This is a genomic window from Methanofollis fontis (assembly GCF_004297185.1).
GTDB lineage: Archaea > Halobacteriota > Methanomicrobia > Methanomicrobiales > Methanofollaceae > Methanofollis > Methanofollis fontis.
The window spans coordinates 282,100-305,549 of the sequence record NZ_PGCL01000002.1 but is presented as its reverse complement, the minus strand read 5'-3'; the positions used below and the strand labels follow the sequence as shown (position 1 = coordinate 305,549).

Annotated in this window: 24 protein-coding genes; 4 read left to right on the top strand and 20 right to left on the bottom strand. The window is 61.7% G+C overall.

Translation table 11 applies throughout. The annotated features are described in order from the left end of the window. Positions 1 to 227 precede the first annotated feature (227 nt). Complete coding sequence (locus CUJ86_RS05225) at positions 228 to 491, top strand: hypothetical protein (RefSeq protein ID WP_130646506.1); 264 nt, start codon at positions 228 to 230, stop codon at positions 489 to 491. Here the strand turns inward: CUJ86_RS05225 and tnpB are convergent. The 20 genes from tnpB to CUJ86_RS05125 form a co-directional block, all read right to left on the bottom strand. Next, entirely contained in the window at positions 485 to 1,639 is a 1,155-nt protein-coding gene (gene tnpB, locus CUJ86_RS05220) for an IS200/IS605 family element RNA-guided endonuclease TnpB (protein WP_130646505.1), read from the bottom strand. The genes CUJ86_RS05225 and tnpB overlap by 7 nt on opposite strands. A 142-nt stretch (positions 1,640 to 1,781) precedes the next feature. Continuing rightward, positions 1,782 to 3,431, bottom strand: coding sequence for a serine/threonine-protein kinase (locus CUJ86_RS05215; protein ID WP_130646504.1), 1,650 nt, complete (start codon positions 3,429 to 3,431; stop codon positions 1,782 to 1,784). A 123-nt stretch (positions 3,432 to 3,554) separates the two neighbouring features. Next, positions 3,555 to 4,343: an FHA domain-containing protein gene (locus CUJ86_RS05210; RefSeq protein WP_130646503.1), complete on the bottom strand. Its 789-nt coding sequence runs from the start codon at positions 4,341 to 4,343 to the stop codon at positions 3,555 to 3,557. 66 nt (positions 4,344 to 4,409) lie between these two features. Then, on the bottom strand, positions 4,410 to 5,624 hold the full coding sequence (locus CUJ86_RS05205) for an ABC transporter permease (RefSeq protein ID WP_130646502.1): 1,215 nt from the start codon (positions 5,622 to 5,624) through the stop codon (positions 4,410 to 4,412). Continuing rightward, entirely contained in the window at positions 5,621 to 6,298 is a 678-nt protein-coding gene (locus tag CUJ86_RS05200; protein WP_130646501.1) for an ABC transporter ATP-binding protein, read from the bottom strand. The genes CUJ86_RS05205 and CUJ86_RS05200 overlap by 4 nt, the downstream gene beginning before the upstream one ends. Before the next feature lie 12 nt (positions 6,299 to 6,310). After that, entirely contained in the window at positions 6,311 to 7,582 is a 1,272-nt protein-coding gene (locus CUJ86_RS05195) for a COG1361 S-layer family protein (RefSeq protein WP_130646500.1), read from the bottom strand. Positions 7,583 to 7,735: 153 nt separating this feature from the next. Further along, complete coding sequence (locus CUJ86_RS05190; protein WP_130646499.1) at positions 7,736 to 8,587, bottom strand: methanogenesis marker 8 protein; 852 nt, start codon at positions 8,585 to 8,587, stop codon at positions 7,736 to 7,738. Next, on the bottom strand, positions 8,584 to 10,245 hold the full coding sequence (gene ade / locus CUJ86_RS05185; protein ID WP_130646498.1) for an adenine deaminase: 1,662 nt from the start codon (positions 10,243 to 10,245) through the stop codon (positions 8,584 to 8,586). Before ade ends, CUJ86_RS05190 begins: the two co-directional genes overlap by 4 nt. 3 nt (positions 10,246 to 10,248) lie before the next feature. Then, the gene (locus CUJ86_RS05180; RefSeq protein ID WP_130646497.1) at positions 10,249 to 10,608 is read right to left on the bottom strand and encodes a hypothetical protein; all 360 of its coding nucleotides are present in this window, start codon (positions 10,606 to 10,608) and stop codon (positions 10,249 to 10,251) included. Positions 10,609 to 10,657: 49 nt separating this feature from the next. Further along, positions 10,658 to 11,140, bottom strand: a complete 483-nt coding sequence (locus CUJ86_RS05175; RefSeq protein ID WP_130646496.1) for a GTP-binding protein — start codon at positions 11,138 to 11,140, stop codon at positions 10,658 to 10,660. Positions 11,141 to 11,290: 150 nt separating this feature from the next. Next, entirely contained in the window at positions 11,291 to 11,488 is a 198-nt protein-coding gene (locus CUJ86_RS05170) for a hypothetical protein (RefSeq protein ID WP_130646495.1), read from the bottom strand. A gap of 29 nt (positions 11,489 to 11,517) precedes the next feature. Next, positions 11,518 to 11,769: a DUF7123 family protein gene (locus CUJ86_RS05165; protein ID WP_130646494.1), complete on the bottom strand. Its 252-nt coding sequence runs from the start codon at positions 11,767 to 11,769 to the stop codon at positions 11,518 to 11,520. A 131-nt stretch (positions 11,770 to 11,900) separates the two neighbouring features. Next, positions 11,901 to 12,905 (bottom strand): DUF3821 domain-containing protein, encoded by a 1,005-nt coding sequence (locus tag CUJ86_RS05160; RefSeq protein ID WP_165394785.1) that lies wholly within the window; start codon positions 12,903 to 12,905, stop codon positions 11,901 to 11,903. A gap of 77 nt (positions 12,906 to 12,982) precedes the next feature. After that, a complete protein-coding gene (locus tag CUJ86_RS05155; protein ID WP_130646492.1) occupies positions 12,983 to 14,833 on the bottom strand; it encodes a DHH family phosphoesterase in 1,851 nt (616 codons plus the stop codon). 26 nt (positions 14,834 to 14,859) lie between these two features. After that, positions 14,860 to 16,053 carry a potassium channel family protein gene (locus CUJ86_RS05150; RefSeq protein WP_130646491.1) on the bottom strand — a complete coding sequence of 398 codons (1,194 nt, stop codon included), beginning with the start codon at positions 16,051 to 16,053 and terminating at the stop codon, positions 14,860 to 14,862. 233 nt (positions 16,054 to 16,286) lie between these two features. Continuing rightward, complete coding sequence (locus CUJ86_RS05145; RefSeq protein ID WP_130646490.1) at positions 16,287 to 17,486, bottom strand: magnesium transporter; 1,200 nt, start codon at positions 17,484 to 17,486, stop codon at positions 16,287 to 16,289. Positions 17,487 to 17,515: 29 nt separating this feature from the next. Beyond that, the gene (gene rnz / locus CUJ86_RS05140) at positions 17,516 to 18,454 is read right to left on the bottom strand and encodes a ribonuclease Z (RefSeq protein ID WP_165394814.1); all 939 of its coding nucleotides are present in this window, start codon (positions 18,452 to 18,454) and stop codon (positions 17,516 to 17,518) included. Then, positions 18,451 to 19,227 (bottom strand): sugar phosphate isomerase/epimerase family protein, encoded by a 777-nt coding sequence (locus CUJ86_RS05135; RefSeq protein ID WP_130646840.1) that lies wholly within the window; start codon positions 19,225 to 19,227, stop codon positions 18,451 to 18,453. Before CUJ86_RS05135 ends, rnz begins: the two co-directional genes overlap by 4 nt. Continuing rightward, positions 19,224 to 19,772: an AAA family ATPase gene (locus CUJ86_RS05130; RefSeq protein WP_130646488.1), complete on the bottom strand. Its 549-nt coding sequence runs from the start codon at positions 19,770 to 19,772 to the stop codon at positions 19,224 to 19,226. The genes CUJ86_RS05135 and CUJ86_RS05130 overlap by 4 nt, the downstream gene beginning before the upstream one ends. Continuing rightward, positions 19,769 to 20,518 (bottom strand): anaerobic ribonucleoside-triphosphate reductase activating protein, encoded by a 750-nt coding sequence (locus tag CUJ86_RS05125; RefSeq protein ID WP_328590957.1) that lies wholly within the window; start codon positions 20,516 to 20,518, stop codon positions 19,769 to 19,771. Before CUJ86_RS05125 ends, CUJ86_RS05130 begins: the two co-directional genes overlap by 4 nt. A gap of 177 nt (positions 20,519 to 20,695) precedes the next feature. On the opposite strand from CUJ86_RS05125, the gene CUJ86_RS05120 reads away from it, so the two are divergent. The 3 genes from CUJ86_RS05120 (at position 20,696) to CUJ86_RS05110 (ending at position 23,450) form a co-directional block, all read left to right on the top strand. Beyond that, positions 20,696 to 21,154 (top strand): tetratricopeptide repeat protein, encoded by a 459-nt coding sequence (locus tag CUJ86_RS05120; protein ID WP_130646486.1) that lies wholly within the window; start codon positions 20,696 to 20,698, stop codon positions 21,152 to 21,154. Positions 21,155 to 21,420: 266 nt separating this feature from the next. Next, on the top strand, positions 21,421 to 22,695 hold the full coding sequence (gene thiC, locus CUJ86_RS05115) for a phosphomethylpyrimidine synthase ThiC (RefSeq protein ID WP_130646485.1): 1,275 nt from the start codon (positions 21,421 to 21,423) through the stop codon (positions 22,693 to 22,695). Between the two features lie 362 nt (positions 22,696 to 23,057). Continuing rightward, positions 23,058 to 23,450, top strand: a complete 393-nt coding sequence (locus CUJ86_RS05110; protein WP_130646484.1) for a carboxymuconolactone decarboxylase family protein — start codon at positions 23,058 to 23,060, stop codon at positions 23,448 to 23,450.

The window sequence follows — 23,450 nt, the reverse complement described above, 5'->3', positions numbered from 1 at the left end:
ATTCCTGCGCCCCTTCGAAAATGGGGCCTGGCGGGAAAATAATGGCAGGATCCAGCTGGTTGAAACGTCAAAGCACGGAAGACAGGGATTGAACCGGAAGGTTCAGACATTGCACCCTGTCGGAGGCGACAGGTTCCCTGCCCTGTACGCGCGAAGGCCGCGTGTTTGAGAAATCAGGCTATACCATTAATACAAAATATGGTGTGTCACCCGTCTGAGGACGTGTGATGTCTGAAGACGAGGCCAACATTGCGGGTTTACACATGGATGCCGCGAACGACGATATAAAAAAACGGGCGTTTGAACTCCTGCAGGAGATACGGGATCTGTGTGTTGCGACTTCAGAGAACAACAAACCTGATGTCAGGATCATCGACCTCATGGATATCAGAGGGGACAGGATCTATTTTCTGACCGCAAGGGGCAAGCATTTCTGTGAACTACCACGCGCCTGTTGGGCGTGGCTTCCTGCTTCATCCTCCCTCTACTGAGGCGAGTCCACAAGCTCGACGGCGCGTTCCGCACCTGATACCCCAACAAGGTTCTGCTCTTGCAGGGCAAACTTCTTGATATTGATCGCCGCGTTGACATCTCGGTCGTGATGAATACCACAGTCAGGACAGATCCATTCTCTGTCAGAGAGGACAAGATCCTGCTTGAGATACCCGCAGTTACTGCATATCTTTGAGGAAGGATCGAATCTCCCGATCTTCAGGAGAGTTTTCCCGTACTTCCGACACTTGTATTCCAGCATTGTGAAGAACGTATACCACGAAACATCTCCGATCCCCTGTGCCAGATGATGGTTCTTCATCATCCCGCCAACATTCAACGATTCGACTGCAATGGCTTGGTTCTCGCTCACAACTCGAAAAGAGATTTTGTGCAGGAAATCGTTTCTCTGGTTGGTAATCTTTTCATGGCACCGGGCAAGTCTCTGGATCGCCTTCTCCCGGTTCTTCGACCCTTTTATTTTTCGGGACACCCTCTGCTGTAACACCTTCAACCGCTGGAGGGAGTTTTTCAGGTATCGGGGGTTCTCGATCTTCTCTCCAGTAGAGAAGGTTGCAAAATCCGTCAACCCGACATCGATCCCGATGGTGGTATCCAGCGTGAATGGTGCGGGTTCCGGCGTTGCTGCTCCATCATCAACGAGAATACTGACAAACCATTTCCCGGTCGAAGTCACCGAAACCGTCGCATACTTCATCTTCCCGGCGAAAACCCGATGGAAGACAGTCTTAACCTCACCGATCTTCGGGAATCTGATTATCTTCCGTTCAAAGTCCACGCGGTAGTGCTGAGGCACCTGAAAGGACTGTACCGGATTCTTCTTCGACTTGAATCGCGGAAATCCTTTCTTCTCTCGGAAGAACCGGGTGAAAGCGTTGTCGAGGTTCTTGTTTGCACTCTGGAGTGATTGAGAGTTGACCTCCTTGAGCCACGGGTGCTCTTCCTTTAGAGCAGGGAGACGGGTGTTCAGGTCAAAGCAGGAGAGTTTTCGCCCTTCCTGTTCGTATGCCCGGATCTTCTGCTCCAGAGAATGGTTGTAGACAAACCGACAGGCATGGATGTGACTCATGAGGAGCGGGACTTGCTCCTGAGAAGGATACATCCAATACTTGTAGGCTTGAAGCATACAGATAATATTAAGTGTTATAATAAGATAGGGTTTTCTGTAATCATTGGATCTATATCAGAAGGGCGGCTCCGCTTTCATCCCCGCACCTGTTGACCGGGGCCTTCCCGCTCCCCCCCCTTCACCCCCGCAAGATAAATTTTCAGCCGAGCCCCTCGAGATCAGACACAAACTCCCCGATCGACTGATAGCGTCTGTCCTGCTCTTTTGCCAGGCAGCGGGCGATGACGGCGTCGAACGCCTCCAGGCCGGGATCGACCGCAGAGGGAGGCGTCGGTTCGGTAGTGAGGATGGCGACGCTGATCCCGCCAATACCCTCGCCGGCAAAGGGCAACCGCCCGGTGAGGAGTTCGTAGAGCACGACGCCGGTCTGGAAGATGTCGGTGCGGGCATCAGGGCGGCCGAACCGACCGGGCGAGATCTGTTCCGGTGCCGAATAATCCAGGGAAAAAGCGACAAAGCGGGTCTCCCCGCTCTCGGTCAGGTCCTTGCCAAGCCCCCAGTCGGTGATCTTCGGGGTGCCGTCTGCGGCCATCAGGATGTTGCCGGGCTTGATGTCGCGGTGGACCAGCCCCCCCGCATGGGCATGGGCGAGGCCGGCGGCGACCCCACTGATGATCCGCACCGCCTCCGCCGGGGGACAGGGCGTCTCGACCTCTGCAAGCGACGGCCCCACATACTCCATCTCGACAAAGGGCACCGGCAGAATGTTGTAGGCGTACACCTTCACGATGTTCTCATGGCTGAGCCCCTTCCAGAGGTTCATCTCCTTCATAAAACAGTGCCCGGCCACCTCGTCGTAGCGGATCGGCACCTTCACCGCCACGGTCTCGCCGTCCTCCCGCCGCCGTGCCCTGAAGACCAGGGCCATTCCCCCCCGCCCGACGATCTCCGGGTCCATATAGCGCTCCGAGAGGTCGGGGGGGAAGGTCTCGGCGCTCCTGACGGTCGCCGGCAGGTCACCCACCACCGTCGTCACCGCCGACCGGCGGGGCGGTTCGTCGCCCTCCGCCGCCGGCACCCGTGAGAGGAGTCGGAAGTGGACGTAGGGCAGGAGCACCGAGAGCACCACGACCACAAGAATCAGGGGATCGTTCTCAAGCCCGCGGAAGGCCGGGAGTCCCGTGCCAAGCATGATAGCGGCGAAGGCGAGCGGTGGGAGGGGATGGCAGGCCTGGACCAGGAGCCGCGGCTGCCGGGCGAAGCTGCCATAGGCCAGCACGAGGGAGGAGAGCAGCCCATAGACCATCAGGAAGGCCACGATCAGACTCCACGGATCGAGATCCCCTACCATCATCGAGGTGGAGAAAAACGAGAAGACCGGTATGGAGAGGAGCCCGATTGCCAGGGCAAGCGCCCCATAACAGCAGCCGAGGGCAAGGGCAGCAGCACGACCGCCGCTGAACCGGTATCCTGCAGACCACCGCTCCCCTGAGCGGGAGAGCAGCAGCAGGGCGAGCGCCGAGAGGCCAAAGGTGACCAGAAAGATGACATACGCCCCGCCGACGGCCATCGCCGGCCCCATGATCCCGGGATCCCGGTCACTGATGTTCATGCCACCAGGGGTCCGCACGGGATCGAATTCCGCCCTGCCGGGGGTCTCGTTCAGGGCGGCAGACAGGTTCTCCCTGCCCTCGAGGAGTGACTGGAACATCGCCAGAGAGTCGGCATCCTGGTGTTGTCGGAACGCCGCCCCGGCCCCTCCACCCCCCTCTGCGGCGGCCATGACCGGCGATGAGCAGAGAAGGATGGAGAAGAACAGAACCACTACCGTCCAGACCGCTCCACGCATAATATCACCTTATTCTCTCCGGCGATGCGGGGGGGCGCCCGCAGACTCGGATATATCCAGAAGTAGCTTGCCACTCATCGTTTATAAGCAGATGCACGTCGGCAGGGAGGGGAAGAGAGCCGTTTATTCCTCCTCTCGCATCACTTTAAAGACCAGGCGGGCACCCTTCACGCCCTTCCCGAGATCGATGATATCGCCGTCCCTGAGCCCTGTCCGGATCCCGGTCCCGATGCGGGTGCTGTTCACCGCCGTCCCGCCGGTGCTGCCGCGGTCCTCGACCTGCCACCCGCCGCCTGCCCGGAAAATTCGGCAATGAGGGCGGGAGATCCGGGTGACCGCCGCGTAATCGTCGGAGAGCACGATATCGCGCTCGGGATCGATCGTCCCTTCAGCCGCCGGATCAGCGCGGCCGACCGCAACGCTCTCGCCCAGGATCGGGAAGACCTGACCATCCTGCGGTCCGCCGACCACCACCGCCACCGCCCCCTTCGGCCCGAACTCGCCAGCCACGCGCCCCAGCACCTCCTCGATCCGGGGTCCCAGATCAGAATCGCCGAAGGTGACCTGCAGGTTCCCGAACAGCCCCAGGTTCTGGATGATCGCCTCCAGACCGCCCGGGATCACCGAGTACTTCCAGACCGGGTGGACGCCCTTGGCGGTCGGGGCGCTCATGCCCGCCTCTTTCCGGATCACCCCTACGGTGAGGAGTTTATCGACATGCTTCTTGGTGTTCTCATAACTGGTCTCAATCTCCCGTGAGATCGTCCTGATGTCCTTGGGCGTGCGCTCGATGGATTTCAGGATCCGCAGCCTCGTCGGGTTCCCGAGAATATCGAGATATTCCGAGAGTTCGTCCAAGAAGTCCTGGTCCTTCTCCACCACCAGCGTATGCCGCCCGTCGTCCTGCCTCATGTCATCATTCCATTGTTCTGTGTATCTCAATACCCTTCTGCCGGGAAGGGGGGCTCCCCCTCCCCCTCACTCGGTCGCCAGCGCCTGTATGGGATCGAGGTCCGCCGCCTTCCATGCCGGATAGACGCCGGAGAGCACGCAGATCACGATCCCGATCGCCATCCCATAGGGGACATAGATGAGGCTATCGACGGTGAAGAAATATGCCGTCGTCCCCACCATGCCCACGACCACCAGGTAGCCGATGAAGATGCTCAGCACGGCGCCGATGCCCGCACCCACGACCCCCAGGATGAAGGCCTCGTAGAGGAACATCCGCCGCACCATGCTTCGCCGGGTGCCGATGCTCCTCAGGATACCGATCTCGCGGATCCGTTCGGTCACCGACATCATCATGACGTTGAAGATGCTCACCGCCGCCACCAGCAGGGAGACGGCGCCAATCCCGGTCATCATCGAGGTCAGGGTGGTGATCGAGGAGGTGATCGAGTCCAGCATCCCGGATGCATCGGAGATGGTGACCTCGTCATCCCTGCGGTTGAGGGAATCGTCGATCGCCTCCTCGACCTCCTCGATCTCGGTGATGTCGTCCATCTTGATGATCACCTCATCGTACTCGCCCTCGCCCCCGAAGAAGCTGGTGAACCAGCGGTCGGAGACCACGATGGCGTTGTCGGTGCTGATATCATAGGTCATCCCGCGCTCCTCGAGGATGCCGACGACACGGACGGTGCTCGTCCCCTCGTCGCTATCCTCGTCGCCGATCTCGATCCTGCTCCCGATCTTGATGTCGTAGCGTTCGACCAGCCCCGGCCCCACGAGAGCGCTCGAGGTGCTCTTCAGCAGGGTGCCGTTCGCCGCCGTGAGAAACACCGGCACGTCCTCTTCGGCCAGGCCGTAGATGGTTGCGCTGCCCTCCCTATCGCCGACCGAGATATCCTCTCTCTCCGAATACACCGGGATGACGGTGTTCGGGCTTGCGGCCTGCATGATGTCCTTGAGTTGATCGTCGTCGATATACTCGTCCTCATCGCTGCCCGATCCGCTGCCCCCTCCTGGGCCCATCATCATCCCGCCGCCACCGCCGCTGTCAGGCGTGACCTTGATGATATCGCTGTTCGCCGAGAGCGTCTCGGTGATCGAGAGGGTCATATTCGCCCCCATCATTCCAAGGGAGGTGATGGCAATGACACCGATCACGATCCCGATGGCGGCCAGCACCGATCTGAGAAAATGTCTCCTCACATTCCTGAGCGCCAGGTCGAAGACGATGTTGCTCATGAGACAATCCTCCCATCCCTGATCACGATCGTGCGGTGGGCATACTCCGCCGTTGCCGGGTCATGGGTGACCATGATGATCGTCCGACCCTGCCGGTTGAGATCCGTGAGAATTTCCATGATCTGTTCGCCCGTCTTTGTGTCCAGGTTGCCGGTGGGTTCGTCGCAGAGCAGGATCTGCGGGTCGTTCACCAGGGCGCGGGCGATCGCCACCCGCTGCTGCTGCCCGCCCGAGATCTCGTTCGGGGTATGCTCCAGGATCGACCCCTCCAGCCCGACCATCCGCAACAGTTCGGCCGGTCGCCCGCTCGTGTCCCGCCGCCCGTATTTCAGGATCAGCGGGTACTCCACGTTCTCAAGCAGGGTGAGCAGGGGGATGAGGTTGAAGCGCTGGAAGATGTAGCCGATGGTGTCGCGCCGCAGGTCGGTGAGTTCGTCGTCGTTCATCTCCCTGATGTTCCGCCCGTCGATGAAGAGGTCGCCCGACGTCGGGACGTCCAGGCTGCCGATCTGGTTGAGCAGGGTGGACTTGCCGGAGCCCGACGGCCCCATGATCGCCACGAACTCCCCCTCCATGATATCGAGAGAGACGCCGTCGAGGGCCACCACATCCCCGGCGGGAATGGAGTAGACCCGGGTCACATCCCTCAGGCTGATGACCGGAGCACTGCTCATCCTCTCCTCCCCTCACTCCTTCTTCCTGCGGTTCTGCAGGGCGGTGCGGGCGCGGCTGAAGAGCCCCTTCTTCCAGGCGACGATGGCGGCGATGACGACGACGATGCCGCCGGCGATCTGCAGCAGCGGGAGTCCGGCAAAACCCGCACCCGACATGCCGGGCATCATCATGCCGCCGCGGCCGCCGCCCGGCCCGGAGAAACCGGAAGCCTGGACGGAAGAGGCGTCAGCGTTGTCCCCTGCCGATGCGAACCCGCCGTTCATGTCCAGTGTATAGGTGGTCTGGTAGTCGTTGCCGTCTCTGTCCTTGTAGTCGATGACGATCGGGACCGATGTGAGCCCCTGCCCGCTGAAGGTCACCTCAAAGCTCGAGAAATCGTCGGACTCCAGGGAACCGATCACGTACATCGGATAGGGGTCGGTTGCCTTCGCCGGACTGCCGACCGTGACGATCACCGACATGGCGTCCTCAAGACCGGCGTTGCTCACGTCGCCGCTCACCTCATAACCACTGCCGCTGGAGGTCACCTCCAGGTTGTTGACCACCATGATCGGGTCGGTCTTGGAGATCCCCACCTCGATCGGCAGGGTGAGCACCTCGGTATGGGTGTTGATCCCGTTCCGGTAGGTCACGGTCAGCACGAGGTCGGTGGATTGGGAGGCCGAAACATCCAGACTCACCTCTGCCGACCCGTCGGGGGCCAGATTGCCGATGAACACCGAGGACTGGGTGCACTCGATCCCCTCGCCCGAAGGGGTGAGGGTGACGCCGTTCACCGTGTTCTGGCGCGGGTTGCCGACGAGCAGGCTGACCGTCTCCTTTTTATCAGCGGTGAAGACGTCCGGTATGTCCATCACCGAGATCTGCACCTCGTTGCTCTGGACCGTCACCGGTACCGGGCAGCGGAGGCTCCCGGCGTCCCTGAAGTCCAGGTAGAACGAGGGGTAGTAGATGCCGTCGGCGCAGTCGGCCCGGACGGTGAAGGTGAACTGCTTTGAGGTGCCCGCACCGATCTCCCCGACCGAGTCATAGGTGCCGGTGTTGAGCACCGAGATATCGGTGCCATAGAGGGCGGCACGGGAGATGGCCACGCTTCCTGTTCCGGTATTCTGGACGGTGACGGTCACCGTGGCGGTGTCGTCCTCCATCAGAACAGCGGGATCGATCGCAATGTCGGTGACGGTCACCTGTGCAGCGGCGTCATAGGTATCCACGTCTGCCGCACACGCCGATGCAGGCAGCAGAAGGGCGATCAGAAGAACAATCCAGAGATTCAGTCTCATTTCATACCTCCATATGACGGGGCCGCACAGGAACGGCCCCCCATGTTGTTTCCAGAAGAAAAATTGAGGTGGATATGGGATATATTGCCCAAATATCCGGAGTTCTTCGGTTGAACCGGGTGAGGTATTCCCTGAACCGCCCGGTTCAACGAATCAGAGGAGGGGTTCGGGCTGGCGCCCACCGCTCACCGGCAGGCGTTCGCCCTTAATATAGACCGGGGTGTCGGTCTCCCGGATCTTCTCGAGAATGACATCCTTGCCCTGTTGCGTCAGTGCAAAGACCGGGATGGCGGCCCCGCCCTGAAGGAGCGCCACCCTTCCGGCCGCCTCGCGGAGGTGCAGGGATGCGCAGACGGTGACGATGTCGGCGACGGCAACCAGACGCTCAGATTCTTTGGCCGATAACCCGGTGGTGTGGACAGCGACGATGATGCTCTCCGGGTAGAGGCGGCGGATCTCCTCCGCCTCGGCGGCGCCGGCGACGGTGACCGCCACCCGCCGGCACCCCATGTCGCGGGCAAGGCCCACGCCCTTCACCTGGTCAATCGGCGCCGTAGCGGGGTCGAGGACACGTCCGCCGTTCGCCTCGATCCGTTCGATCACAGGGGGAATGGGGGAGGTCTTCACCAGCCCTGACATTCTGCCGCCGACGCCCTGCACCAGACGCGGGTTCTGCGCCACCAGAGTGCCGGCACCATCGCAGGCGATGACGGCACTGTCGAGGAGTCCGTTGCGGATGGCGCAGGATATCAGTTCCGACGCACCGAAGAGCACGAAGTCCGGGTCTGCAAGCACCTTCCGGTCCGGCGTGCACATCCCGAAGGAGCGGATCCGTTCCTCGATGTTCTCCCGGATCGCCTCTTTCGTCATCTCCCGCACCGGTCTGCCGAACCGCTCGGCCAGGGGGCAGGAGCGGATCAGGGGCTCGCCGACCTCGACGACCTGCCCGTCCCGCACGACGACCCTTGCTCTGCCGATCGCCTCGATGATGTGTTCGTCACTCATGACACTTCAATAAAGAGGGGAACATCGGCAAAGAGGTTGCCGTCGAAGAGACCTCGGGGCGTCACCCGCAGGGAGGGTATCACGGTGAGGGCAAGGAACGAGAGGTACATGAAGGGATCGTCGATCGCCCCCATGCCCGCCGTGACCTCACCGAGACGGCGGAGAGCCGCCACCACCTCAGGGTAGGGCGCCGGGGCCATCAGCCCGCCGCAGGGGAGGGGGAGCACCTCGACCGTCTCGCCGTCAACGGCTACCATACCGCCCCGCGCCCGGATCACCTCGCCGACGGCCCGGATGATCTCGTCATCCGTAACACCGACGGCGACGATGTTGTGGGCGTCGTGGGAGACGCTTGCGGCGATGGCCCCTCTCCGGAGCCCGAAACCGCGGACAAGACCAAGGCCGGCACCTTCGCCCCGGTACCGGTCGCAGACGATGCACTTGAGGAGATCGGCGTCGGTGTCAGGGACGGCATCGCACTCAATATCGGCCTGGAGCGCTTCCGTCACAATCTGGCCGGGCACAAGCCCGATCACCCGCGCCGGACCCGATCCATCGATCTTGAGGTCGGCCGGTGTGGGCATGCGGCAGGTGATCTGCGGTGCCGGGCAGGAGGTCTTCCGGTGGCCGGGGTCGCCGTATTTCCGGCCCAGGATATAGGTTTCCGCCACCCTGAACTCCTCACCATTCTCCAGAACGCAGAAATCAGCGCGCCTGCCCGGAGCGATCGCCCCGCGGTCGGAGAGTCCAAAGCGCTCGGCGGCCGAGAGCGTTGCCGCCCGCAGGCAGAGTTCGAGCGGGACGCCGCAGCCGAGCAGCGTCCTGATGCAGCCGTCGATATGCCCCCTGTCCACCAGCATGTCGGCATGGCGGTCGTCAGTGGCCAGGCAGCAGCGTGATGCGGTGCAGGGCGTGAGCAGGGGGGCGAGCGCCTCCAGGTTCCGCTCGGTGGAACCCTCACGCATCATGACATACATGCCCTTCTGGAGTTTCTCCAGCGCCTCCTCATAAGAGGTGCACTCATGATCGCTCTGGAGGCCGGCGCAAATATAGGCATTCAGGTCTTTTCCAGAGAGCAGAGGGGCATGACCGTCCCTGACCCCTGAGACCTTCATTTTTTTCCAGACCTCGGGGTCACCGTTCAGCACGCCGGGTACGTTCATCATCTCCCCGAGCCCGATCACCCCTTTCCGTCTTGAGAAGCGCTGCAGGTCCTCGGCGGAGAGCACCGCACCCCCGACGTCTGCCGGGGTGGCCGGCACGCAGGATGGGAGGGCGACCAGCAGGGAGAGCGGCGTCTTCGTGGCCTCGGAGAGCATGAACTCGATCCCCTCCGCCCCCGAGACATTGGCGATCTCGTGCGGGTCGGCAACGACCGTCGTCGTACCGCAGGGTATGACGCAACGGGCGTACTCGCCAGGGGTGAGGAGCGAACTCTCGATATGCACATGGGAGTCGATGAGGCCGGGGACGACCCGCCGCCCCCCGAGGTCCAGCACCTCTGCCGCTTCATACTCGCCGGTGCCGATCACGGTGCCGTCTTTCACTGCAAAGGAGGTCTCTGACCATCCGCAGGTGAAGGGGTTGAAGAGGGTTGCATCCCTGACCAGGATATCGGCGGGCGCCAGACCCCGCGCCGCTTCGATTGTAGGGTCCATCGTTTACACCGTAATGTCCCGGATCACCGATACGCTCCGTTCGGTGCCCTTGCTGATATAGAGATAGAGTTTATAGGTGCCGGGTTCGAGGTCCACCTCGAACTCGAAGGCGTTCGTCCCGGGTTCAAGGGTTGTCGGTCTGACAAAGTTCGCCACCTCGGTCTGAGAGACGCCGTTGGTCGAGAAGACCGTCACCTGGACGGTGGCATCGACCGCCTCGCCCGGATTATTGACGACGACCTGCAGGCTCCCGTCTGAATAGATCACGTCCCCGAATCCGATCCCCGCACACCCGGCGGTCAGGGCCAGGATGCCGAGACAGATGAGTCCGGGGAGCAGAGCAATCCCTTTCCATGCCATCATCCCCATGTGGCGTTTCAGAAAAGATATAGTATTTGTTTTTGCGCAGGTTTCACCCGGCAATGGTGTCCACAAACGCTGATAATGCTTCACGGACATTTTCGCCATTTTTCGCCGAGATCAGGTGAACCGAGGCGTCCCCAACAAGGGGGGCAAAGCGGGAGGGGGTCGAATCCGGCATATCGCACTTGTTCAGCATGAAGACGACCGGGACCCCCAGGCGGTTCAGCCACACCGAGAGGTCGGCCGTGATCTCGTCCGGTCCGGCGGTGGAGTCCACGATGATGATGGCGCCGTCCATGCCGCGGGAAAGGATCTGGCGAACGAACTCAAACCGCTCCTGTCCCGGTGTCCCGAAGAGATACACCATCCTGTCACTGATCTCCACCCGCCCGAAATCCAGTGCCACCGTCGTCGTCCCGCCGGTGCAGTTCGCCTCGATATGGCGTGTAGCGGGATCGAGCGACTGGATAAAAGTGGATTTACCGGCATTGAACGCACCGAAAACACAGAGTTTGAGTTTTGGCCGATCCATCTGGGAGTTGATCTGATTTATCCCTAATATGCATTTCGATATTGTAATCCTGCCCCATAAATGCCCTATACCACTAATTCCTCTCCAGAATCCACAAAAACCGGTACGCCACCGATGCCAAAAAAAGAAACACAAAAAAATTTATTACTCTCAGATCTTTTCCACCGAGATCCTCACCCGGTCCCCGGCCTTCAGACCGTGGCCCTTGGGCACATCGATATTAAACCAGAGTTGCTCGGGATCGGCCTCAGCAGAACCACCAGGGCCCTGCTGCATGATGCAGTCCTTATGCTCGTTGATCCTGGCAACAAACTCGATCTCGGATTCAAAAGAGATGATCTTTTCCATACCCAGATTATCGGGGGGCAGGAATATAATTATGCCGCCCGCGGACTCACCATCCAGGTGGTCGAGTTCGAATAACTCCACCTGGTGATCTCCAGTTCATCACAGATTTCCGCAAGGATGGCAAGATTTGTTCCGACTTCCTTGGCGGAAAGCCCGAGTTCCTTGGCAATATATTTGGACTTGAAGTAGTGTTTCCCTTTCCGAATGCCGCTTTTGAGATATAGTACGATCCGATTCTGCGTGTCGTTATACTGCTCCCGGATACTTTTTTTATCAGCCATCCCGGTACCTCGGCGTGATATTCATATCAACAGGGCATTATAAATATCTTTTTGTTTTTCCGGCATATATCTTCGGATAACCATTCCTTCGCCGGCAATACCCACGGTTCATCACAGCATAAAAAAAGAGGTTAGCGTCTCCCCACCGCCAGCACCGCCAGACAGAGGGCGCCGACAACCGGGAAGAGAGAGAGGGGCACAGGCGTCGGTTCGGTCGTCACCGGAACCGTCGTCGGTTCGGTCGTCACCGGGGTTTCGGTCGTGGTCTGGGGCGGTGTTGTGATCGTCGGTGCGGTTGTCACCGGAACCGTCGTCGGCACTGCCGTTGTCGGGGGCGTGGTCGGCACGACGGTCACGTCCACCCCGATCCGGTCGCCGACCGAGAAGGTGATGATATTGGAATCAGCTGCAGAATCGGCAAAGCCCTGTGGGGTCCGCCAGCGTGCCTGCATCTGATAGGCTCCCTCCTCCAGGCGATCGAGCACGATTGGACCGCCGACCCCCGGATCATCGGTATAGAACTGCGGCGAAGTGACCGGCAGATTGGCAAGGTTCGTCCCCCCGAACGAGGTCAACTCCGCTCCGCCCGGCGTGGTGACCACGATATCCACCGAGGCATGGGTGGTGCCGGCGATATAGTCGGTGCCGACAAAGGGCGAGACCACCCGCAGGGCAATGGGTGTGCCCACAGGGATGGTGATGCCGGTGATGCGGTCCGCATGGTTCGGACTGGCGAGCACTGCCTCGATGCTCACCTCCGGGTAGCGGACATAGACGCGGTTGCCGGTCAGTCCGTCCGCCTGCGAGTAGGCATAATACAGCCCGGTGTTCCCGCCGACTGAGGCATCGATCAGGTCGAAATCGGTGTCGTCGGGGACAGGTATCTCGGCGATAAGACCTTTTGCCGTATTGTCGTCGGTGAAACGCTGCAGCGCCGTTACCGGGTTTCCGGTGGCGGCGTTCCGGAGTGCGGAGAGGTCCAGCCCCTCCTCGTAGACAAAGATCGTATCTCCAGGCTGGACATCGGATATGGCGGCGCCCCGCGCCCCTGCCGGTGCCGAGATCGAGGCGACGAACAGCACAGCGACGAGACAGATCAGAAAGACGCCGCCGACATGACGATTGGTACTGGACATGGGATTACCTCGCCGAAGAATCATCCGGCCTCGTCTTATTCCTTTCGCCGGCCCGGAAAAAAGAAGCGTGTGTGGATTCAGGTCCGGGGGGTTTCAGTCGGGGCCTGCCCGATCTTCTCGACCAGACCGTCGAGGGCGGCCTTGCGCATCCCCTCGACGAACTTGATCGATCCGACGACCAGGTGACCGCCGCCATTGATTCCACCGCCGGTAATCTCGTCACGGAGCTCCCGGACCATGCGCGGGATATTCATCATCACGCCGCGGGAGCGGAGCACGGCAAAGTCCGGCCCAAAACCGAGGGTGACCACCGGTTCGCCCGGGTGCTGCCGGCAGAGACGGTCGTGGATCTCCCCGGAGGTCTTGCCCGGCGGCGGGAAGGTGAAGCGGTGGGCGAAGATCTCCACGTCGATCCTGAAGAGATTGGCGCCGTTGGGGAGGATCTCCTCGGTCACATGGGGCATGGACGCCGCCATCTGCTCCTCGATCGCTGCATTCGCCTCCTCGACGAGCAGGGAGACCAGGCGCTTCTGGAGAGCGGGATCGTCCTTGAGGTTAAGGATGTCCTTGACGAGTTCGCGGCCGTCATTGAACCGGAGCCAGAACTGTTCGTAGTCCAGGGCCAGGGCGATGTCCTTGCACTCATCCTCGGAATAGTCCTCACTGACCAGGTCCAGGAACCGCTGCCGTTCGGGCGCCTCGCTCCGGTCGCCGACGCCCGCCACGGCGGGCAGGTGCCGGATCCGGTCCGAGATCCCCGGGTAGATCAGACGAGCCACTTCGGCGCCGAGCATGCCGGCCGTAATCCCGAAGTCCCCGCCCACATGGTAGGGGTTGGCATGGGCGATCAGATACTCGTCCACGATGGCGTCCGGGTGGTGGTGGTCCACGACGATCATCGGGAGACCGTAGACCCTCGCCATCTTCATCGAGGGGATGTCCTCCTCGGTGGAACCGTTGTCCATCAGCACGATCAGGGGGAGTTTCTGCCCGAACCGCTCGTGGTCCTTCAGGGCGAAGTCCAGGTCGCGGGTGATGTCCTCGATCTCATAGAAGGGCGCCTTTGAGGGGGAGCGCTTGAAGAGATAGTAGGCGGTGTCCAGGTCGTCCCCCTCCTCGCGCATCAGGGAGATTACCGCCTGCTCCACGGCCACCGCCGCACAGATGCCGTCGGCATCGGCATGGTGGCGGAGGATGATCGGCTGCGCCTCAAGTACCGCCCGCCGGATCAGTTTCGCCACCTTCCGGAGCTCTGGCCGCAGCGCCGTCATCACCTCGCTCTCGACCAGGAGCGGGATATCCTCGGGTTCGGCGCGGGCGTCGAGGGCCTCCTCGATCCGGGTATGGACGGCCTGCCCCTCATCGCCGCTCAGCACCTGCATGGAGCTCACCTCGATCTGGAGCTGGTTCTGCCGCCGCATCACCTCGCCGGTGACGAGCACGGCATTGCCGAGTTCCACCTCAGGATAGGCCCGCACGCCTGCCTCGATGAACGCCGCCGCATTGCCGCTCCCTGACTCATCGACCAGGGTGAAGATCGTCGGGCCGCTCGTCTGCTTGATCTGAGCGACCTTCGTCTCGAGCGTGACGCTCCGGCCGACCTGTTTCCCGATCTCGGCGAGTTTCGTCACCTTAAAGGCCTTGGTGACGGTCTCAAGCCTGAACACCTTCGGTATGACTTCTGCAAGGTCGATATTGCCGTTGTTCCGGATATTGATGACCCTGACAAAGATCTGGTCCCGCTCCTCGTGCTCCTGCAGGATATTGCTTTTATGGACAAGTCCCTTGAGGCGTGCATTCAGCTGTACAAACGTTCCGAAGTTTGCAAACCCCTGGACCGTTCCCGCATAAATCAGACCTTCTTCAACCTCCCCGAGCCCGCAGTTCGGGCTGAGGCTGTATACGACGGTTTCGTATGAATCTGCCATTGTTGTTCTCTCTTGGGTAGTGATCGTTATCTGTTCTCCGGTGAGCAGAGGAGGGCAAGCCTCTCCTCACCGTCTCTTCGGCCCTTTGCGATGATGAGATCGCCCGGGTTGAGGCGCTCGTCCCGGCCGGGACGGTATATCCAGCGGTCCGCCCCGCGCCGGATGGCGAGCACCACCATGCCGGTGACGGTGCCGAGCGATGCCTCCCTGAGGCTCCTGCCGGCGAGGCCCGACCCTGCCGCCACCGCAAAACGGGTGATGATCTCGTCGGACTCCCGGACAATCATCCTGAAGACCGGGGGTATCTCGATCTCCCGCAGCAGCACGTCGGCGATACCCAGGGCGGCACCGCCGATGGTCTCGGCGAAGGGGGGGAGATAGAGCAGCCCTCTCAGGTATTCCACGTTCTCGATCCGTTTCGCCGCCCCGAGCACCCAGAGGTCGAACTGGTAGCGCATGTCCTCCATCTGACCGTCAAGATTGACGACCTCCTCGGCAAGGTCCTCATTGGTGAAGAGGAGGGCGGTATAGGCAAGACCGACCGCCAGTTCGGAGAGGTTCTTCATCTCGATGATCAGGGCAACGGCGCGGTCCAGGTCGTCGACGACGCCTGCATGTGACCATTCCCGGTGCGGTTCTGGGGAGGTGCCGGCCATCTCGTGAATGGGCGCCATGCCTGCACCGATCCCCTTTGCAAGCAGGATATCGCCAGACCGGATCACCGAGTGCTTGTCGGGGTCATAGATCCAGCCGTTTCCCCGCCTGATGGCGATCACCCGCATGCCCGACCGGCTCTGCAGTTTCACCTCGCCAAGGCGCCGCCCGTCGAGCGCCGATCCGGCCGCGACCTCCAGGCGTATCGTCACTTCCTCCGCCTCAGGCAGGGCTTCCCGGAGTTTCTGCGGGAATTTCGCCCCTTTGAGCACCAGTCGGGCGACGTCCGCCGCAGAGTTGGCGATCCGTTCCGCCGATTCGGCGATCTGCAACAGACCGCTCATCGCCTCGGCCTCCTCCACCCGCCGCGCACCCAGCATGGCGGAGATACGGGCCTGATAGACGTGCCGGTTCATGATCTCCTCGAGGTTCTCCACCTCACCGGCGATCTCCCGACTCTCAAAGAGGATTGCAGAATAGGCAAGGTCAACCATCAGCTCTGAGATATCCTTCATCTCAACCAGAACATCCTTGAGACTTGTCGGCTGATACTCGACTTCCATCATGAGCGCATTCCGTCTTGTATTAAAGTATCGATACGGGGGTATATTAACAGGTAGTTCCCTGCAGGCAGCATGGCCGAAGTACGATGGTCATACCGGCACATTGCTTTTTCGTTTCTACGGCGTCCGCACGAACAGGGGGCGGATCGCATCCTGAACCCTCCTGCGAGGAGGAACAGGCCGATCTGGGCGGGATCCAGGCCGTTCACGATCCATCTGACTCGTTTGATCCCCCTTCAGATGAGGAAGAGGGAGATCACAGACATCAATGCCACCGCCCCGAGCAGGTCGATTGAGGAGGTGATCACCGGGATCCCGAAGTTGTCGGGGTCGTAGCCATAGCGGAACGAGATCATCGCCGTCAGGTAGGCGATGCCGTTGACCAGGGTCATGACGATCGCACCGGCCAAAGTGGCGATCGTCACCATGGTGAGGAGACCGGGCGAGGATACACCCATCAGCAGGGCGGCGATATGGGCGCACGTCGCCATCAGGGGGAGCAGGATCAGGGTGTAGAGGTAGGTCCAGGCAAACTGGATGCCGACGGCCCGCGAGGGGACAGGTTCAGGATCAATGACACCCAGGTGCATGCCGGTACCGATCCGGGAGCAGAGGATCCCCCCGATCGATCCGCAGATGCCGGCAAAGGGAGGGATCAGGATGAGAAGGGCGCCGGTGGTGACCAGGCGCTCGAGGCCGGCGGAGTAGGTGACGCCTGCAAACGTGCCCAGGATCAGGAGGGGAATGAGCAGCGGGAGCACCTCCCCCACGACCTCGTGCACCCGCTCCCCCCTCCTCCAGGAGTGGAGGCTGAGCAGGGCGACACCGAGCAGCACGGCAATGAGCAGCAGACCCCTCCCGCCCTCCGGGACCGAGAGGACCAGTGGGGCCGCCAGCGCAAGGGCCGGGATGGTGACGAGGTCGCCGAGCGTTGTGACCGCCGGGGCGGCGATCATGTCCATATCCACGCTCCGTCGATAGGAGAGGACGGCGATGAGCACCGTGAACCCCATGACGATGAGCCCGGAGACCAGACCGGCGAGCACCGATATGAGGACGAGATCGGCGGCGGCGATCACCGGGATGCCGATGAGGGCGCTGACAGCGGGAGCGATCAGCCCGAGCGCCACCGATGTGGCGATCGTGAGCAGCAAAGAGGCATGGAGGTTCTGGAGCAGCACGCCATCTCCCTCGAAGCCGCCGGTGAACTCACCGAGGTGCATGGAGGAGGAGATGCGAGAGGCAAGCACCCCGGAGATGCTTCCGCGCATGTTGATCGTCGGCGGGACGAGCACCATCAGCCCGGGGATGAGGATGAGCAGGTCACTGACGGAGGAGAGGTAGGAACCGGCCAGCACCGCGGCGATCGTGCTGAAGACGAGTGCGGCAAGCCCGGTCAGAAAGAGGCGCCGCTCGCGCCCCGCACCGACTGCCATCCTCCTCGCTCTCCCCGGCCATTTACTCTTCACTCCCTGAATGGTATCTCGATCATCATGAGATCAGACGGTGCGATGACCTCACCATCAAAACTCTTCCCTGCATCCTGTATATGGTTTACCGTCGAGGTATAGCGGGAACTCATGTGAACAAGGGCAAGCTGTCTGGCTTTCAGCGCCGCTGCCGCCTCTCCGGCCTCTCCTGCCGTTGAATGGAAGACCTCGGCGGCGCGGCCCCGCTCGGTGTCGTCGAAGGTGGCGTCGTGGATCAGCAGGTCGGCCCCGGTCAGCCCCTCCTCCGGGCCGTGGTGGAGGGGACGCGTATCCCCGGAATAGACGACCATCCGGCCGGGCCGCGGGGGGCCAAGCACCTGATCAGGGGTGATCGTCACCTCCGCACCATCCCGTACGACCACAACGTCCCCTCCCCGCTGGAGCCTGCCAAAGAGGGGACCGGGCGGGACGCCCAGGGTGATCGCCGTCTCCCGGTCGAACCTGCCCGGTCTTCCGTCTTCCCTGAGCACATAGCCCAGACTTACCATGCCGTGGCAGGTCGCGAACGCCTCCACCTGATAGCCGTCGAAGCGGACGATCGATCCGGGGGAGAGGAGGACGGGCCTGAGATCAAATCCCAGTTTAGTCTTGCCGATGGCGAGGGTGTGCTCGACGAACTCGACGATCCCCTCGGGCCCGTAGACCGTGAGCGGGTCGGTGCGGCCGTTGAACGAAAGGGTCTGCACCAGCCCGAGCACGCCCAGGAAGTGGTCGGCGTGCCAGTGGGTGATAAAGATGGCGTCCACGAGAAAACCGGTCCGGGCGCGCATCATCTGCTGCTGCGCACCCTCACCGCAGTCGAAGAGGAGGGTGTCCGAGCCCCGCCGGATCATCACGCACGAGGGGTTGCGGTTGGGGGTGGGGAGGGCGCCGGCCGTTCCCAGGAAATAGACCTGCAATGTCTCGCCGGCTATACAAAACACCTCCTGAAAATCTGGAGACTCCGCTCCGCCTCGTCGAGGTTGCGCCCCTCGACGACGGCGATGCCGCCATGGTAGCCGCCGGCGATCGCATGCCCCGCGGCTTCCCAGTCGATGGTGCCGTCGCCGAGGGGGAGGTGCTCGTCGCTGCTGCCGTGGTTGTCGTGGATGTGCAGGTGGCTGGCATTGCCGATCTCCTTCAGGAAATCGCCGACATTCCCGACGGTGTTGGCATGACCGATGTCGAAGGTGACGCCGATGCCCTCGATCCCGCCGGTGATCCCCAGGAGCTCATAGGGGTCGTGGCAGAGGAATTCGGGGATATTGATCATGTTCTCCAGGCAGACGAGCACGCCGTTCTCCTCGCCGCACCGCCCGATGATCCGGAGGGCCTCTTTCTGCTGATCCCAGACGCGGCCGGGGAGGAGTTTTCCGGCCGGGGAGAGGTAGCCGGGGTGCATCGTCACCCGGTCGGTGAAATCTGCGGCATTCTCCACGCAGGCGCATATCTGCCGCACCGATTCCTGCCAGATGGGGTCGTTGATGGAGGCCGGGTTCAGGTCGGTATAGGGGGCGTGGACGGTGGCGTCGAGAGTGGTGCTCGCCAGCGTTTCCACCACCCGCTTCTTCTTCGCCGGTTCGTCCAGGCGGTAGTTGCCATCGGCCGAGATCTCCCAGCCCGCAAAACCGGCCTCCTCGATACCGAAGATCCAGGCCACGTCCTCCCAGACCTTGGACGAGGAGGCGAAATAGGGCCGGACCGTCACGGGCATCCCCCCACAGCATCGAGGAGACGGGCCACGCGTGCGGCATACTCTGCCATCGTCCCCTCGTTCTCGATGAACACGTCCGCCATCTCGATGGCCTCAGCGAGCCCCCAGCCGCGTTCCCTCTCGTCCCTCCTCCTGAGGTCGTCGGCCGACCGGGAATCGTCGGACCGCCCCCGGTTGCCGAGACGTTCAAGGCGCATATCAAAGTCTGACCGGATTCCGACGAGCAGGAAGCAGGGGAAGTGTTCGCGGAAGATCGCCACCTCGGCGCCGCCCCTGATGCCGTCGATCAGGGCGACGGGGGCGCCGCTCTCCTCCACGGCCGGGACGGTCAGATGGGCGACGGCCGCCATGCCGTATCGCGCCCGCATCTGCGCCGATACCGCCCCCAGGTTCTCGTCGGTCATCGGGAGGCCTGCCTCCCTGACCGCACGCCGGATCATATCTCCCATTACCACCACCGGAATGCCCCGGTCGGCGGCAATCCGGGAGAACTCACCCTTGCCACTCGCCGGCATCCCGACAACACCGATGACCTTCATCTGGACTCCCATGTCTGTTCAATGCTGCTTACATCGATGCTCGCACCGCGGAGGATGCGGCGCCCCTCGTAGATGATCTCGCCGTCTTCCCGGCTGCGGATCTTCACGGTCCGCCCCAGACGGTCGGCGATCCCCGCAAGTTCCCGGGTGCTGAGCGGCGCCACGCCAGGGATGATCCCCTGCTGGAGCACGAGGTCGACCCCCGCCGCCTCCCGGGCAATATAGGGGATGTCGTCCTCGCACCCCCGGAAGGTGGTGACGACAACCTCGAACTCGGGGAGGACGCCGTCCTGATAGGCCTGCGTGCAGACCTGCAGGGACTCGCGCACCTGATCGCCGACATCCTTCCCGAAGAGATTTTTATAGTGGTTCCAGCGGGTCTTGATATCAAGTGCGACCTTATCAAGGAGCCGTTCGGCCAGGAGAGCGCGGATAGTCGCCGGAAACACCCCATTGGTCTGGATGCAGACGCCGAGCCCCATCTCCCGCACGCCGCGTGCAAGGGCGATGAGGGCATCCTTCTGCATCGTGGCCTCTCCCCCTGAGAAGACGACACCGGTGGCGAGAAGTGTGGAGTCGCGGATCATATCGAGCACCTCCCCGACCTCCCGCTCGTCCGTGCCGCTCAGAATGGCCATATTCTGGCAGTAATGGCAGCGAACCGGGCAGCCGCGCAGGAATACCGTGCAGACAGCCCTTCCCCGCCAGTCCACCGTGCTGAGCGGAACGAACCCACCAAAATTCACCTTCAAAAAAACCACCGTCTCAGATGTATGGGTGAGCACGTCTATAGAAGGTATCGAATGGTGTAAACAGGCGGCAGTTGGGGAGGATGAACCGGGCAAACGGCATGAAGGCGCCCTGCGATCTCCCCCACCGGACCATCAGTTCGATTTATTATTGGCCACCACGACTATCAGTCCATGGACCGACGCCTCATCGCCGCTCTTCTGCTCATCATCATCGCCACTGCCCCCGGATGCCTCGGATCCGCCGGCGGGTCTCCTGGATATGACCAGAACACCTCCCTCCAGCAGGGGTATGCACAGTATTGCGAGGCGATCGAGTGCCTGGATGCGGAAATCGAGCGGAACCCTGAGAACGCCTCGGCATGGTTTTTCAAGGGGATGTGGCTGAACAACTGGTTCAACCAGTATGAGGGGGCACTCGAGTGTTATGATGCCGCCCTCGCCCTCGATCCAGGGGACGCGGATGTGCTGTTCGCAAAGGGGATCAGCCTCTGGAACCTGGAACGGTTTGATGAGGCCGATGACTGTTTTGCGCGGGCCTGCCGGATCGATCCGGCACTGGCAGTCTTCGTTCCCCGACACGGCGATCCGGGAAACCGGAGCGAGTCAGTCGCCGTTGCCGCGGGCGGGTGAACCTGGAATCATTTCGGGCCTGTGCGACATTGCATGGAACCGATCCGGGAGGGGAGACCCCTCCCGTCCCCGCCAGAAAAAACCCCGACATCATGCCGCATGCCCGGATCCGGCGCTTCATCCCGTGAGCGCCCATACAGAGAACGGGAGTACCAAAATTTCCTTTCCCAAAGGTAAACAAAATTACTTGAGGAGCGATCAACAAAATTTGTGCCCGGATACGGAAATACAAGCCTTTATCTGCTCTTTTTCCCCACATCATGGGCATGAGTATCATCGAGGATGCCAGACGGGGCGTCATCACCGAGGAGATGCGTATCGTCGCAGAGCAGGAAGGCGTGACCGAGGAGTTCATCAGGCGCGGCGTTGCCGGCGGCCATATCACCATCCCGGTCTCTCCCTACCGTGATGTGAAGATCTGCGGCATCGGCGAAGGGCTGCGGACGAAGGTGAACGCCTCCATCGGCACCTCAACCGACATCGTCGATATCGACATGGAGATCGAGAAGGCAAAACAGGCCGAACTGGCCGGCGCCGACACCCTGATGGAGCTCTCCACCGGCGGGGACTTCATGGAGATCAGGCGGCGGGTCGTCGCCAACACCAGCCTCTCGGTGGGATCGGTGCCCCTGTATCAGGCCTTCATCGAGGCGGCGCGGGACAAGGGCGGCGTCGTCTTCATGGACCCCGACGACCTCTTCAGGATCACGGCCGAACAGGCGAAGGCAGGCACGAACTTCATGGCCATCCATACGGGCATCAACGTGGAGACGATGAAGCGCCTGAAAAACCAGGGGCGCCACGGCGGACTGGTCTCCCGCGGCGGGGCGTTCATGACCGCATGGATGATCCACAACGAGCAGGAGAACCCGCTCTACGCCGAGTTCGATTATCTCCTGGAGATCCTCAAGGAGCATGAGGTGACGCTCTCTTTCGGAAACGGCATGCGGGCCGGTGCCGTGCATGACGCCACCGACCGGGCGCAGCTCCAGGAACTGATCATCAACGCCGAACTCGCCGACAGGGCCAATGACTTTGGCGTGCAGACGATCATCGAGGGGCCGGGACACATCCCGATCGACGAGATCGAGGCGAACGTGATCGTCCAGAAGCGCGTGACGAACCGCAAGCCCTTCTACATGCTCGGACCCCTGGTGACCGATATCGCCCCTGGATACGATGACCGCGTGGCCGCCATCGGTGCATCGCTCTCCTCGGCCTACGGCGCCGACTTCATCTGCTATGTCACCCCGGCCGAGCACCTCGCCCTGCCCACCCCTGAGGAGGTCTATGAGGGCGTGATGAGCTCGCGCATCGCCGCCCATGCCGGCGACATGATCAAACTCAAGAAGCGCGATGCCGACCTCGAGATGGGCCATGCCCGCCGCGACCTCGACTGGGGCCGCCAGTTTGCGGTGGCAATGAACCCGGAGCGTGCAAAGAAGATCAGAGACGAGCGGATGCCGGCAGACACCGACGGCTGCACGATGTGCGGCGACTACTGCGCACTCAAGATCGTCAACAAAAACTTCCACTTCTGACTCCCCTTTTTTGCATCACACCTGTGCTGGAGGCACCGGCATAGGAAAGCGAAACCATATCATTCCAGTCCAGACCGCCGACGAATCAGATTTCTCTCACTCTCAGGGAATCGAACATTCTCAGCCCGCACCGGACGGGAGGGCTCCATGACCACGATCCCCGGCATAAACCTGAGATTGGTCATCAATACCTCCCGACCCCTCAGACCGATCCCATCAATCCCGCCCCTATCGCTGTGAAGGGGGTCCGGGAGGGGTCTCCCCTCCCGGAGGAAGATGCCGACACCCTCCAATCTATCTGCCCCGCCCGCTCGTCGGACTATAGAGGCAGAATAATAATGATCCAGCCCGGATCTTCCTGCATGAAACCGGAAGACCGGAAGATCATCGATGAGTTCCGCGCCCGTGCAGACGGGATGAGCGACGACATCCTTGCAGAGACCGAAGAATGGCTCGGCACCGTCCCGTTCATCTTCAAACTGATGCGTGAGCGCCCGGAATCCTTCGCTTTCTCGGTCCTCGGGGATTATCACACTGCCCGGCCACCGCACCTCGATGCAAAGACCGCCGAACTGGTGGCGATCGCCGCTGCAGCGGGCGCCGGCGCCGACAAATGCGTGAAGGTCCATGTAGGCGCCGCCCTGAAAGAGGGGGCGACCAGAGACGAGATCCTGGACACCATCCTGATCGCCGGGGTCATGGGCAAGACCCGCATCCTGGCACCGGCCCTCAGGGCGTTCCAGGACTCCTTCTGA

What these genes read in the sequence shown, in the direction of transcription:
- CUJ86_RS05225 (WP_130646506.1), top strand. Translation starts at nt 228, where the DNA reads ATGTCTGAAGACGAGGCCAACATTGCGGGTTTACACATGGATGCCGCG.
- tnpB (WP_130646505.1), bottom strand. Translation starts at nt 1,639, where the DNA reads ATGCTTCAAGCCTACAAGTATTGGATGTATCCTTCTCAGGAGCAAGTC.
- CUJ86_RS05215 (WP_130646504.1), bottom strand. Translation starts at nt 3,431, where the DNA reads ATGCGTGGAGCGGTCTGGACGGTAGTGGTTCTGTTCTTCTCCATCCTT.
- CUJ86_RS05210 (WP_130646503.1), bottom strand. Translation starts at nt 4,343, where the DNA reads ATGAGGCAGGACGACGGGCGGCATACGCTGGTGGTGGAGAAGGACCAG.
- CUJ86_RS05205 (WP_130646502.1), bottom strand. Translation starts at nt 5,624, where the DNA reads ATGAGCAACATCGTCTTCGACCTGGCGCTCAGGAATGTGAGGAGACAT.
- CUJ86_RS05200 (WP_130646501.1), bottom strand. Translation starts at nt 6,298, where the DNA reads ATGAGCAGTGCTCCGGTCATCAGCCTGAGGGATGTGACCCGGGTCTAC.
- CUJ86_RS05195 (WP_130646500.1), bottom strand. Translation starts at nt 7,582, where the DNA reads ATGAGACTGAATCTCTGGATTGTTCTTCTGATCGCCCTTCTGCTGCCT.
- CUJ86_RS05190 (WP_130646499.1), bottom strand. Translation starts at nt 8,587, where the DNA reads ATGAGTGACGAACACATCATCGAGGCGATCGGCAGAGCAAGGGTCGTC.
- ade (WP_130646498.1), bottom strand. Translation starts at nt 10,245, where the DNA reads ATGGACCCTACAATCGAAGCGGCGCGGGGTCTGGCGCCCGCCGATATC.
- CUJ86_RS05180 (WP_130646497.1), bottom strand. Translation starts at nt 10,608, where the DNA reads ATGATGGCATGGAAAGGGATTGCTCTGCTCCCCGGACTCATCTGTCTC.
- CUJ86_RS05175 (WP_130646496.1), bottom strand. Translation starts at nt 11,140, where the DNA reads ATGGATCGGCCAAAACTCAAACTCTGTGTTTTCGGTGCGTTCAATGCC.
- CUJ86_RS05170 (WP_130646495.1), bottom strand. Translation starts at nt 11,488, where the DNA reads ATGGAAAAGATCATCTCTTTTGAATCCGAGATCGAGTTTGTTGCCAGG.
- CUJ86_RS05165 (WP_130646494.1), bottom strand. Translation starts at nt 11,769, where the DNA reads ATGGCTGATAAAAAAAGTATCCGGGAGCAGTATAACGACACGCAGAAT.
- CUJ86_RS05160 (WP_165394785.1), bottom strand. Translation starts at nt 12,905, where the DNA reads ATGTCCAGTACCAATCGTCATGTCGGCGGCGTCTTTCTGATCTGTCTC.
- CUJ86_RS05155 (WP_130646492.1), bottom strand. Translation starts at nt 14,833, where the DNA reads ATGGCAGATTCATACGAAACCGTCGTATACAGCCTCAGCCCGAACTGC.
- CUJ86_RS05150 (WP_130646491.1), bottom strand. Translation starts at nt 16,053, where the DNA reads ATGATGGAAGTCGAGTATCAGCCGACAAGTCTCAAGGATGTTCTGGTT.
- CUJ86_RS05145 (WP_130646490.1), bottom strand. Translation starts at nt 17,486, where the DNA reads ATGGCAGTCGGTGCGGGGCGCGAGCGGCGCCTCTTTCTGACCGGGCTT.
- CUJ86_RS05130 (WP_130646488.1), bottom strand. Translation starts at nt 19,772, where the DNA reads ATGAAGGTCATCGGTGTTGTCGGGATGCCGGCGAGTGGCAAGGGTGAG.
- CUJ86_RS05120 (WP_130646486.1), top strand. Translation starts at nt 20,696, where the DNA reads ATGGACCGACGCCTCATCGCCGCTCTTCTGCTCATCATCATCGCCACT.
- thiC (WP_130646485.1), top strand. Translation starts at nt 21,421, where the DNA reads ATGAGTATCATCGAGGATGCCAGACGGGGCGTCATCACCGAGGAGATG.
- CUJ86_RS05110 (WP_130646484.1), top strand. Translation starts at nt 23,058, where the DNA reads ATGAAACCGGAAGACCGGAAGATCATCGATGAGTTCCGCGCCCGTGCA.